This window comes from Acetobacteraceae bacterium (assembly GCA_004843345.1).
In the GTDB taxonomy this organism is placed as follows: domain Bacteria; phylum Pseudomonadota; class Alphaproteobacteria; order Acetobacterales; family Acetobacteraceae.
The window spans coordinates 169,102-181,457 of sequence record CP039460.1 but is presented as its reverse complement, the minus strand read 5'-3'; the positions used below and the strand labels follow the sequence as shown (position 1 = coordinate 181,457).

At 41.4% G+C, this 12,356-nt stretch carries 11 protein-coding genes and 1 tRNA gene; 9 read left to right on the top strand and 3 right to left on the bottom strand.

From position 1 onward, the window contains the following. Window positions 1–19: 19 nt before the first annotated feature. The 6 genes from FAI40_00885 to FAI40_00860 all read left to right on the top strand — a co-directional run bounded on the left by FAI40_00885 (window position 20) and on the right by FAI40_00860 (window position 6,971). On the top strand, window positions 20–994 hold the full coding sequence (locus tag FAI40_00885) for a hypothetical protein (protein ID QCE34007.1): 975 nt from the start codon (window positions 20–22) through the stop codon (window positions 992–994). A 50-nt stretch (window positions 995–1,044) separates the two neighbouring features. Beyond that, window positions 1,045–2,946 carry a hypothetical protein gene (locus FAI40_00880; GenBank protein ID QCE34006.1) on the top strand — a complete coding sequence of 634 codons (1,902 nt, stop codon included), beginning with the start codon at window positions 1,045–1,047 and terminating at the stop codon, window positions 2,944–2,946. Between the two features lie 5 nt (window positions 2,947–2,951). After that, the gene (locus tag FAI40_00875) at window positions 2,952–3,953 is read left to right on the top strand and encodes an energy transducer TonB (protein QCE34005.1); all 1,002 of its coding nucleotides are present in this window, start codon (window positions 2,952–2,954) and stop codon (window positions 3,951–3,953) included. Between the two features lie 127 nt (window positions 3,954–4,080). Next, entirely contained in the window at window positions 4,081–4,545 is a 465-nt protein-coding gene (locus tag FAI40_00870) for a hypothetical protein (GenBank protein ID QCE34004.1), read from the top strand. Window positions 4,546–4,639: 94 nt separating this feature from the next. Then, window positions 4,640–6,763: a S46 family peptidase gene (locus FAI40_00865; protein QCE34003.1), complete on the top strand. Its 2,124-nt coding sequence runs from the start codon at window positions 4,640–4,642 to the stop codon at window positions 6,761–6,763. Window positions 6,764–6,896: 133 nt separating this feature from the next. Next, window positions 6,897–6,971: transfer RNA gene (locus FAI40_00860), tRNA-Val, on the top strand. A gap of 67 nt (window positions 6,972–7,038) precedes the next feature. Here the strand turns inward: FAI40_00860 and FAI40_00855 are convergent. Together FAI40_00855 and FAI40_00850 are read right to left on the bottom strand one after the other, a co-directional pair. After that, window positions 7,039–7,662 carry a histidine phosphatase family protein gene (locus FAI40_00855; protein ID QCE34002.1) on the bottom strand — a complete coding sequence of 208 codons (624 nt, stop codon included), beginning with the start codon at window positions 7,660–7,662 and terminating at the stop codon, window positions 7,039–7,041. A 92-nt stretch (window positions 7,663–7,754) separates the two neighbouring features. Then, entirely contained in the window at window positions 7,755–8,363 is a 609-nt protein-coding gene (locus FAI40_00850; GenBank protein QCE34001.1) for a TerC family protein, read from the bottom strand. 235 nt (window positions 8,364–8,598) lie between these two features. Between FAI40_00850 and proB the strand changes: the two genes are divergently transcribed. From proB to msrA, 3 genes are all read left to right on the top strand, one after another. Next, window positions 8,599–9,705 (top strand): glutamate 5-kinase, encoded by a 1,107-nt coding sequence (proB, locus tag FAI40_00845; GenBank protein QCE34000.1) that lies wholly within the window; start codon window positions 8,599–8,601, stop codon window positions 9,703–9,705. A 20-nt stretch (window positions 9,706–9,725) separates the two neighbouring features. Beyond that, window positions 9,726–10,994: a glutamate-5-semialdehyde dehydrogenase gene (gene proA / locus FAI40_00840; protein ID QCE35702.1), complete on the top strand. Its 1,269-nt coding sequence runs from the start codon at window positions 9,726–9,728 to the stop codon at window positions 10,992–10,994. Between the two features lie 93 nt (window positions 10,995–11,087). After that, window positions 11,088–11,627 carry a peptide-methionine (S)-S-oxide reductase MsrA gene (gene msrA, locus FAI40_00835; protein QCE33999.1) on the top strand — a complete coding sequence of 180 codons (540 nt, stop codon included), beginning with the start codon at window positions 11,088–11,090 and terminating at the stop codon, window positions 11,625–11,627. 13 nt (window positions 11,628–11,640) lie between these two features. On the opposite strand, the gene FAI40_00830 is transcribed toward msrA, so the two are convergent. Beyond that, window positions 11,641–12,285: a hypothetical protein gene (locus FAI40_00830; protein ID QCE33998.1), complete on the bottom strand. Its 645-nt coding sequence runs from the start codon at window positions 12,283–12,285 to the stop codon at window positions 11,641–11,643. Between the last annotated feature and the right edge of the window lie 71 nt (window positions 12,286–12,356).

Here is a 12,356-nt window from a genome sequence, read left to right as displayed (position 1 = left end):
TTTTTTAGAGCGTAAAGTTATGGGCAGAATGCGAAAAAATAAAATCCGGAAAGCCGCCTTAATCGGCGAAGATTTTGTAGGAATGCAGGCGCAGCTTTTTGGATTGGTTGAGCGCTTAGGCTGGGAGGGGCGATTCTATCCTGTTTATCGAAACTTTTCCAGATTAACGATGCAGGCCTTGCGCTTAATGCCGTTTTGGCTGGTAAAAATCTTTTTTAAAAAGCGGTTGCCTGTTTTAGATAAAGAGACGGATATTGTCCTTTCTATTGGGGGCTTTGGTGGGTGGATAGGGTTGATGCTGGCAGATAAATACGATTTGCCTATCATTCAGATTCAAAATCCCCGAAGGAATTTTAAAAAATATGCCCTGATTTTATCGGGAGACCATGATGAAATCAGCGGTCAGAATATTTTATCTCTGCCAATGGCTTTGCACGGCATTACCGGGGCTGTTTTGAAACAAGAATTTTTGAACTGGCAAAATAAGCTTAATCAAGAAAGGAAGACACCTTTTTTGGGCGTTTTGCTTGGGGGAAATAATGGACGGCATATTTTTGACAGGGAATGTGCAGAGAGGCTCTCTCAAGAAATCAGGGCGTTTTTAACAAAAAAATCAGCCTATGCCATTATTGTCGCTTCTCGCAGAACACCAGAGTTTATTCTCAGAATTTTAGAGGAACATCTTCAAAACCTGCCTGTAACATTTTGGAAAGGAGAAGGAGAAAATCCCTATAAGGGGGTTTTGGCTTGTTGTGATGTTTTATGTGTAACAGAGGACAGCGTTTCCATGTTGTCTGAGGCGGCCGCAACGAAAGCCGCTTTGGGAATTTTTTCTCTAAAAGGGCATTCTAAAAAACTGGAAAAATTTCATAAATTCCTGTTTAGTACAGGGCGGGCGCAAGCTTTCACGTCCGATATGAAACTAGGCGAATTTCAGCCACTCGACAGTGGAGATAAAGCGGTCGCTGAAATTCAAAAACGGTTTCTGCTTTAAGGCGAAGAATGTGCTGATGGAAAGCATTTATCTGTTTTGGGAAATGAACCATGCTAAACCTTCAGACTTTTAGCGCCAAAGGCGGCAACGGCAATGTTTTATATAAGGCTTTAACCCATCCGCTAGCGGCAAAAGCGCTTTTTGAGCTGGAAGCCTTCTTTCAAGGAAAAGAATTTTATCTTTTTGATCCGCATGGTTATTTTGAAGATTTAAAAGCCCTTTATCCCACCTTTTCCCCTTCTAAAATTTTCACACAGGAAGTGGATCAGATCGGGAAAGAAGATGGACAGGGCGGAAAGTTACACTCTTTGCTTGAGATGAAGCACTTTCCTAAAAAGCCCTTGCTTGTACTTTCCTTTGATGGCGAAAAAGTGAAAGACCGCTTAGGAAATTTTTTAAAAGAGTGGGAATTTTATGATTTAGGAAAGGCCCGTCTGCCGAGGGAATTTACACGGGCAGGGCGTTCTTATTTAGATAAATGCAATTTTGTAACGAATTTCGCTTTTTTTAGAGAAAATGAAGCCTTTCATACACGCCTCACAACGGCGAATTACTGGACAGGCTATGGCGGACAGAAAATTGCCTATTGGTGCCGTTTATTCGATGAAAAAGGACAGGTTTTACAAGATTGGATTGAAACGCCAAAGGGAAAAGATGCAGGCGTTATCATTGATAGCCGTGAAATCAAAACACGTTTTAATCTGCCAGATTTTACAGGTCAGATTTTTATCCATGTACAGGGAGGCGCTGGGCACGATGTTTTAAAATATGCCCTTGATGTTTGGGGGAAGGGTGAGAATCCGTCCCTTTCTGTTACTCATGATGCTAATAGCTGGCCCTCACGTTATTTTTCCTCTTTGCCAGCTCCTGAAAAAGATGAAAAATTGATTGTTTGGATACAAAACAGCCATGCAATGCCAATTCCTAAAGACGGTATTGGATTTTGTCCAATGGGCCATCGAGAGGAGATGAGGTGTTTACCGCATGAGATTGCGCCTTATGCGACAAAAGCATTGGATGTTGGCGCTTTATTCCCAGAGATGAAATGGCCAGCCCAGTTTGAAATGATGGGGGGAAATTATGTTGTGCGCCCCCGTTATGAAATTGTGAAGGGCGAAAAAACACGCATTGCGCATTTAAACGTTGAGCGTTCAGATTTAATACCAGCAGAAGAAATCGGAACGCCCCTCAAAGAGGTCGGAAGAGGCTTTATTTTACCCTTTCCAATTTTAAATCCAGATGAATATGAAACATGGCTTCAGCCCAATCCTATGTCTGAAAAAGTAAAAACACTTCCTTTAAGCGTTGCACTTTATAATGAAAACGGAAAAGAGAATTCTGTACATTTTTTAGGAAATTTACCCAGAGATTTTAAAGAAGCATTTCCCTTGCACGAATGGGCAAAAGAGGCAGGGCATGGCAACCTTTTTTATGATTTGAAAGAGGGTGGAGCGCCAGATGGCTGGCTGCATGCGACAATTCGCTTTAAACATAAAAAAACAGGCCACATGGCGGAAACAAGCTTTGGCGGACATATTTATAATACGCAGATGGTCTGGCGGAATGAACCGCAATCTTACGCAGGATCAGCCCCGGGACTTAGCACACGCATTTTCTTAAAAATTGGCTATGAAACAGAAAAAGAAAGTCTAAAGAGTTTCTGTTGGCTGATTTACCCTTGCTCAAAGACTTCCAGCGCAGAAAATTTCCCTTCTGAAACAAAATTGATTTTAATCAATGAGGCCGGAAAAGAAATTGCAAAAAAAGAAATTCACCTTCAACCAAACGGCTCTTTTCTGATTAAACCACATGAAATTTTCGGTGAAAAATTAAAAGAAGCTGGCGAAGGCGGATACGTCCTTATCCGAGATAAAACAGTCCGCCTTTTTGGTTATCATGGTATTATGGGTTTAGGAGATCGTTTCTCTTTAGACCACATGTTTGGGTTTTGATTCAAATGAAACTAAAAATTATAGGGACAATATTGCTATTCGCTTTGCCTCCCTCATACGCTACTGCTGCGATTGTTAGTTCTGTTTTGCATTCTAATAGTCCTATCGACTTAGCTTTGTTTGGTGATTTTAAAGAAAAATTAAACAGAGCTGCTTGGATCGTGAAAACACAAAACAATAAAAGTTCAGATCAAAACGAAGTGCAAGAAGCTACTGATTTCCTATCTTCTTTAGGTATAAAATCTAATCTTGGCTGGGAAATTGTCGAAAGCTCCTATGTTCCATTACTAGATGGAATAAAGGATTTTAAGGGACGCCAGTTATCTTGGAAGAAAATGAGTGTAGTGACCAAATGGAAGAACTCTGATGAAGGAGAATATAGAAATACGTGTACGATTGTTTCTGGTGCAATGGATAAAGAGTTTTCACGCTGGAGATATTTAACCTTTGTTCCTTGCTCAGAAAAAGAGAGTCAAATTGCAGTAGGTAAAATAGAAGTAAAACCTAATACTTCCAAACTCAGCAATTCAAAAAGCGCAAATAATCCTTTTGCCAGTTTAAGCGATGTTAGTTTTGATGGCGATCCGTCTGATATGCGCCATAAAAAAGGGCAAAAAGGCGGTAATAAAGGTGCTATTGATTATGGACGGATGGGACCATTTAGTGGAAATGGAAAATTGGGCACACCTTACATCAGCAGTACAACGATTAAAGGCGTTAGTTCTGGTTATGGTGCGGAGCTGGATACTTGGATTCGTGAGCATATTTCTTACCCAGATGATGCCGTGCGTCAGGAAATGGAAGGGGCGAGTGCTGTACATGTCCGCCTTGACCGCAAAGGCAATGTCCAGCAGGTCTTTATCAAAGGCTCTTCTGGATATGGCACGCTGGATATGGCGACTGTCAGCATTTTCAAAGATCAAAAACTGCCAGATGTTCCTGAAGATATGAAGGGCGATCATTTTGATATAGATATTCAAGTTAATTATTTACTTGTTAGGCATTAATAAAAGCTTTTTCTCGTGATGACTATTCCCTGTGAGCTAAAGTAGCGTCTCTTTTATTTATCATGGTATTATGAGCCGTAGGAGAGCGTTTTTTTGTACTTTATTAAAATTAACATGGAGCTTTAGAATGTCAAAAAGACTTGTTCAAAATAAAGAAGAGATTATTGAAAACATCAGAGCATTTCATACTTTTGTTGGGTTAAGACGCACTGCTGAAGACGAAAAAGAGTACAAAGATAGGGTTTGGGACGCTATTTGGATTATAAAAAGTAGGATTGGAGAAGACTATTTTTGGACGCCATCCAAATTTGTTGGTTATTACCGCAATAATAAACCAAATACTTTGGCATTTCATCGGAAGCAGAAAGCAATAGATGGGTCTGATGGAAGAGAGACGACGCCAAAACTTAAAGGACTACTATTAGAAATTGATCCAAAAATTTATCCAATAGTTGAAGGAGATGCGGATTATGATCAGATAGATAACGAGTATAAAGCCTTTCAAGAAAAGATATGCGGTAAATCTTCTAACTATGGTACTGCTGAGATTAAAAGAAAATATTGGGTTCTGGGTGAAGAGTTTTCGATTTAAAAATAATAAATGCATTATTATCTTCCCCTTATGATGTTTATTTGCCAGATTGGTTGCCTGGTATCATTAAATAAAATTATGAGGGGAAATGTGAATGTCTATTTTGTCCCGTTCACCTAAGCGGCGGTTTTTTGCAAGTCTTTTGGGCGCATCCTTTTTGTCCACTGGGATTTTTGGGGCGTTTTCAACCGCCCATGCCGAAGAGGGGATGTGGACATTTGATCATCTTCCGATTAGCCAAATTAAGGCAAAATATGGCTTTGAGCCTGATCAGGCTTGGATTGAGCATTTAACAAAGTCTTCTGCACGTCTTTCCATGGGCTGCTCGGCGTCTTTTGTTTCTGGCGATGGGCTGGTGATGACAAACCATCATTGCGCTGTGCCTTGCCTAAGCGATATTTCCGATAAAAAACATGATTATTACACAAATGGATTTTCTGCGAAAAGCAATGCAGAAGAACGCCAATGCCCTGGTCTAGAAGTGGATCGTCTCGATAAGATCACGGATATTTCGGATAAAGTCAGCCAAATTACGGCAGGGAAAGAAGGGGACGCTTATAATAAGGCGTTAGAGGCCTATAAGGCGCAGGTGACCAAAGAATGTGTCGGTGAAGACAAGGCAAAATGGCGTTGTGATGTTGTGACGCTTTTTCATGGGGGAAAGACTGCTTTATACCGTTATCGCCGTTATAACGATATTCGTATTGTGACTGCGCCGGAGCAGGCGATTGCGAATTTCGGGGGCGATCCTGATAATTTCACCTATCCACGGTATGATCTCGATTATTCCTTTATGCGTGCCTATGAGGACGGAAAGCCTGTCCATACAGAATTTTTAAAATTTGATGTAAATGGGCCAAAAGAAGGCGACCTTGTCTTTACTTCTGGAAATCCGGGACGGACACAGCGTGAATATACCGCCTCTCAGCTGATTTTAGAGCGTGATTTGAATAATCCACGCTTGCTGAATTATCTTAATTTGAAAGAGGGCATGCTTTGGCAGTATGGCAATGAAAGCGCAGAACATCGTGTTCAATCACAGGATACGCTCTTTTTCATGCTTAATTCTCTCAAAGCCATCTCTGGCACACGTAATGCCTTGACGGATAGTCAATTTATTCAAAGCAGGGAAAAGCAAGATGCCTCTCTTGAAAAATGGATGAAGGCTTCTCCAGAGCGTGTAAAAGCTTACGGTAAGCCGTTCGATGAGATTGAAAAAATTATTTCAGTTCAGAAAAAAATTGGTGATGAAGCCTTTATCTGGGCTGTAACAACCAGAAGTGGCGCATTGCACGAGGCTTTGGCCTTGGTTGAAAGTGCTGACCAGCGTCAAAAACCAGATGCAGAGCGTGATGCCGGTTTCCATGACAGTGAATTGCCCGCATTGGAAGCCAATCTTTTGGCAGAAAAACCTTTCTACTCTGATTTTGAAACCGCCAATCTTGCGCTTGATTTAACCTACGGACGTCAGATTTTAGGGCCAAATGCTGATTTGCCAGTTTTACTTTTAGGGAAAGAAAATCCTGATAAATTGGCAGCAAGACTGATTAAGGGTACGAAACTCGGAGACGCCAAAAATCGTAAGGCACTTTATGAGGGCGGACAAAAAGCGATTGATGACTCCAAAGATCCTTTAATTGCGTATGCAAAACGGATTTATCCTGCATATCATAACTTTAAAACCAATTACCGCAATCAGGTTGAAATTCCATTGCGTAAAGTTGGGGAAGTCGTTGGAAAAGCACGTTTTGAACAGGCCAAGAGCTTGAAACAAGATGGCAATCTCTATCCTGATGCCACTTTCTCCCCACGTCTGTCTTATGGGCAGGTCAAAGGCTGGACAAATGCGCACGGCAAAGAGATTGCCCCCTTCACTAATATTGAAAATCTCTACCGCCATGCAACAGGTGAAGAGCCTTTCAAACTGCCAGATTCTTGGGTTAAGGCAGAATCAAAATTAACCGCTTCTGTTCCTGTAAACTTGGTTTCAACCAATGATATTATTGGCGGTAATTCAGGATCGCCTTTGATTGATAAGAAGGGGGACGCTGTCGGTCTGATTTTCGATGGAAATATTGAGGGGCTGGTTGGCGACTATTATTATGATGGGAAGGTCAATCGGGCAGTTTCTGTGGATACCGCCGCCATTGCGGAGGCTTTGAACAAAGTTTACGGTGAGGCCCGTTTGGTAAAAGAATTGGAAAACGGAAAACAATGATAAGTTTTTCGAAAGAATATTCTGACAAGAAAGGATACATTTCGGTGTATCCTTTTTGTTTAAAAACCTCTTGTTGAGTCTTGTGTGAGCTGGTAAAAGCACTTTATCTGCTCTTGATGAAATTCGAGCGTAAGGACGCATAGCTCAGCGGTAGAGCACTGCCTTCACACGGCAGGGGTCACAGGTTCAATCCCTGTTGCGTCCACCATCTCCACGTCTCCTAATAAATTATAAGAAGATTGCGTTCTTGGCCTATTTCTCGTGTGCCTAAATTTTTAGGAATTAACGGGAAGTTCTGGCGAGAAGAGAGTCCAGCCTTTATCCTCTTTTGAAGGCGGAGTGATTTTCATCGGCGTTGCATTTTTAATGTGAAGGCTGATGTCTAATCCCATGAGCGAACGTAGGGCACGAAAAAAAGTGCCATGGGCTACGATGAGAGATGTGCCTGAAAGTTGATTGATTTTATTAACTGCTTCTCCTGCACGTTGTTGAAGGTCTTGGAAACTTTCGCCTTTTTCTGGAAAAACTTTTCCTAAAAGCCAGTTCTCATACCAAGCTTCCAGTTTTTTGCCTTCATATTCTCCAAAATTGGCTTCAATAAGGGATTCATCGATTGTTAAGGGCAGTAAAACAGAGGTTCGTTTTTGAATTTCCGCTTGAATAAGCTGAGCCGTTTTTGTTGCACGGATTAGGGGGGAGGCGACAATCCGTTCAAAAGGATGCTCGGAGTCTTTAAAATAAGCGGAGAGCGCAACGCCAGCTTGTTTTGCCTGTGTCTCTCCTAACTCTGTAAGAGGATCATCGACACGCCCATTGGCTAATTTATGAATATTCGCTGCGGTCTGCCCATGCCGGCTATACCAAAATTCTTTTTGGATTAGTTTTACAGGAACGCTCATAAATTTTCCCCTTACGTTTTTTTCAGTCTGTATGAAAATAAATGTCCTTTAAATTATCATAATTTTTTAAAATCAATGCAGAAAAAAAGCGTTTAAGAGAAACTGAAATAGTTATGCAGATAAGGTAAAACTTGAAGTGTTCCATGATAGAACATCTGGCATGAGACAAATAAAATAACGATGAGTCCCATCCAGCTCAGCCACTTATATTTATTTAAGAGCTTAGTAATTTTCTCTGTTGCAAGAATAATGAGAATAACACTTAGAATAAGCCCTAAAATCATGATGACAGGGTGGTTAGAGGTTGCGCCAGCAACACCAAGGACATTGTCGATGCTCATAGAAACGTCTGCAACAATGATTTTAAAAATAGCATCTTTTTTGGATGTCGCAGGCGTCATATCTTCGGTTTCAGCGTCTGAAATAATTTCCTTATAGAGCGTATAGCAAACCCAAAGCAGCAAGACAGCGCCAATTAAAGAGATGCCAGGAAAACGCAGGAGCTGAACAAGGAGAAAGGATAAAACACAGCGGACAAAAGCGCCAAAACCTGCTCCGAAAATCAAGGCAGATTTTCTGTCTTTTTCTGGAATATGACGGACAACCATTGCGAGGAGGATTGCATTATCCCCCGCAAGAGAAAGGTCAATAAAGGCTGTTTCCAGCAAAATTCCAGAATTTGTTAACAGATGAGCAAGCATAATAATCTTAATTTTATCAAAATATCAAAGCGGCCATTCATAGCATAGATTTGTTGTGTATGAAGCACGGGAGTTAAGAATATTTGTCTAATGCAAAAGGTTTTTTGTTATTCTGAGAGATTGTTGTTTTATCTCTGGAGGAAAATCATCTCTTTTAAGATTACAAGATGCTTTTCTTATTCTTTTCAGCTATTATATTGCGCACCACTTTTATTTTGAAGATTTTTGGGGATTTATGCAAAAAGGCAAGCAGACTCTTGTAATTAAATTAGGAACTTCTGTCCTTACAGGCGGATCTTCTTGTCTTAACTATGCTCATATTTTGGAAATAGTGCGTGAATGCGCCCCTTTGCATAAAGCAGGTCACCGTATTGTTATTGTGACTTCTGGAGGTGTGGCTGCGGGTCGTGATCTTCTGAAAAATGTTGAGTTAAAAAAGAAATTTAGTAATAAGCGCCTTTTTGCAGCGGTCGGACAAATCCGTTTGATGGGATTTTGGGAAAAATTATTTTCCATCTATGACATTAATATTGGTCAGATGCTTTTGACCCGTGCAGATATGGAGGACCGTGAGCGTTTTTTAAATGCGAGAGATACGCTTCATGCTTTGCTTGAAAATGGCATTATCCCTGTGATTAACGAAAATGATGCCGTTGCGACCGAAGAAATTAAAGTCGGTGATAATGATAATCTTTCTTCGCTCGTTGCGATTTTAGCGGATGCCGATAAGCTTCTTCTTTTGACGGATCAAGAAGGACTATTCTCTGCCGATCCCCGCACTAATCCAGAGGCAACCTTAATTCAAGAAGTCGATAAGGTGGATGATAAGCTCCGTCAAATTGCGGGAGACAGCATTTCAGGCTTGGGAACAGGCGGTATGAGTACAAAAATTCAAGCCGCACAGGTTGCTATCCGATCTGGCGTGGAGGTCATTATTGCCTCTGGGAGTAAGGTTGGGGTGATTGGCAATGTTGTTGCCGGACGGCCTGTTGGAACACGTTTCCATATTCCGGAAGTGCCTGTTGAAAGCCGGAAAAGATGGCTTTTTGGCCCTCCGCCTGCGGGAGATATTCAAGTGGATGACGGCGCAATTGAGGCCGTTTTAAAGCATGGAAAATCTTTGCTGCCAAAAGGCATTGTCTCTGTAAAAGGTGATTTTTCGAGAGGCGTTGTTGTGCGCATTCGGAGTGCTTCTGGGAAAGATATTGCGCATGGTGTGAGTTGCTATACGAGTGATGCGCTCAGGAAAATTGCAGGAAAACATTCTAAGGAAATCAAAGAGATTTTGGGATATGATTACGGAACGGTTGCCATCCACCGTGATGATATGATTTTAAGTTAAGGAATTCGGAAATGTCGCAAATGATTGACTTAAACGCCATGGGAAAAGCGGCGAAAGAGGCTTCTTGGAAGTTAGCAACGCTTAGCAGTGCGGAGAAAAATCAGGTTCTTTTAGCGATTGCGGATGCGTTAGAAAAAAATGCTTCTCTTATTTTGAATGCAAATGAGAAGGATATGGCAGATGCCGATCAGAATGGCCTTTCGGAAGCTTTGAAAGACCGTTTGCGTTTGGATAAAGAGCGCCTTTCCGCCATTGCAAATGATGTACGCCAGGTCTCGCGTTTGGCAGATCCTGTTGGTGAAGTCATAGATGGCAAAAATCTTGATTCAGGCTTGAAAATTGAGCGCCGCCGTGTGCCTCTTGGTGTCGTTGGCGTCATTTATGAGGCACGACCTAATGTCACAGTGGATGTCGCATCTTTGTGCTTAAAGACAGGAAATGCCGTTATTTTGCGCGGCGGTAAGGAAACCTATCGTACGAATGCTGAAATGGTTTCTGTGATTCAAAAAGCACTTTCTGATTTTGGTTTGCCAGCGTCTTCTGTACAGGCGATAGATAATCCAGATCGTAAATTTGTTTCGGAACTGCTGCGTTTGGATCAATATGTGGATATGCTTATTCCACGTGGCGGCGCAGGTTTGCATAAATTATGCCGAGAACAGTCTACAATTCCTGTTATCACAGGTGGGATTGGAGTCTGCCATATTTATATGGATGAAACAGCTGATTTAAAGAAATCTTTGCCTGTTATTGAAAATGCCAAAAAACAGCGTCCGAGCGCTTGTAATTCCTTAGAAACACTCTTGATTCATCAGAAGGTTGCAAAAGAGTTTTTGCCGATTTTATGCAATAGAATGCAGAAAATTGGTGTGACGTTGCACTTGGATAAAAATATTTTGCCATATTTAGCTAAGAGCGATGCGCTTCCTGAAAAGACAATTTTAGTGACAGAAGAAGACTATAAGAATGAATTTCTTTCTTTGGATTTGAATGTCAAAATTGTTGAAAATTTTGAAGAAGCACTTGCACATATCCGTCATTACGGGACACAGCATTCAGACGCCATTTTGACGCAATCGATCCAAAATGCAGAACGTTTTACGCAGGAAGTTGATTCCGCAGCCGTTTATGTGAATGTCAGTACCCGTTTTTCAGATGGTGGACAGTTTGGCTTAGGGGCGGAAGTTGCTGTTAGCACGCAGAAGCTTCATGCGAGAGGCCCGATGGGATTAGAGGCTTTAACGACTTATAAGTGGATTGCTTTTGGGGATTATTTAAGTCGTTCTTAAATGTTTTTCTCTAAGAGATGAATGCTCCTTTAGAAAATGGGAATTCCTTCCTATATAGGAGGGAGTAAATTTTTCTTGTGAGACTAAGGATTTATGACAAAATTTCATTCTATTTTATTAGGCGCAGGCTGTTTTTGGTGTGTTGAGGCGATTTTAAAGGATTTGAGAGGAATTGTTTCGGTTCAATCTGGTTTTGCTGGCGGTGTATCAAAAAATCCCTCCTATAAAGAGGTTTGTACAGGGCAAACGGGACATGCTGAAGTTGTGAAAGTTGTCTATAATCAAGCAGAAATTTCGACAGAGACGTTGTTAGGCGTTTTCTTTACTATTCATGATCCTACCCAGCTGAACCGTCAGGGAGAGGATATTGGAACGCAGTACCGCTCTGTTATTTTTGGAGATAAAGCACAACAAGAAATGGCTCAAAAAGTCATAAACGATCTTGAAAAACAGGAAATATGGGAAAATCCTGTTGTCACAGAGATTCAGAGTGAGGCAGAATTTTGGCCAGCAGAGGCATATCATGAGGATTACTTTGCACGGAATCCAGAAAATCAATATTGCAGTGCGGTTGTTGCGCCAAAAGTGATGAAGGCGCGCAAGCTCTTTAGGGATCGTTTAAAAAATCCCTAAAGAAAAGAGATTCTTATTGAAGGCCTAATTTTCGGGAAAGACCGTTTACAGTTGGCGTTAGATCTTTTGGGGTGTTGGGATCTTCGCAATAATGCCAAGCCTCAAAAGGATATTCTTCCTCAAATCCTTGTGCGGTAATTCTTGCAACGCAAGTGGAAAGGGCTGTATTTCCGAAGTTGGCCTTTGCTTTTTCCTTTCCTTTTTCTGCATCTGGTGCGTTTTCGTCTATCTTTGAGAGGTGGGCGAGAATATCAGCGTTTGAAATCCAGTAAATAATAGGGCCGTGACCAACGCCGGCTTCGACTTCAGCAAGAACGCCGCCTTGATGGCTGTCTCCTTGAAACTCAAGCTCGGCATAGCGGCTCATCATTTCAGCAGGATTCCCTTCAAAGTTAATGCCAATTTCACTGAGACGGCTAAGGCTGACAGATCCTAACTTGTTGACACGGATAACAGCGGCGGGAACACCATGTTCTTTTCCAACGGAATCATTTACAAGAGCCAAAAATTCTGGACTTTTGAAATAGGCATTATGTGCTGCGCCAGGGTCTTTCTCTTCATCAGGGATGGTGCAGCCAGCTAAAGACAGAGAAAATACGGCAGAAGTGATGCCTAGCGTTAAACGCTTTTGCCAAGAATAAGAAGAAATGAAAGACATAAAAATACACTTATGAAAAAAGGTAAGGTAAAAATTTAATCAGTGGCATATAAGTTAATATTTTGTCGCTT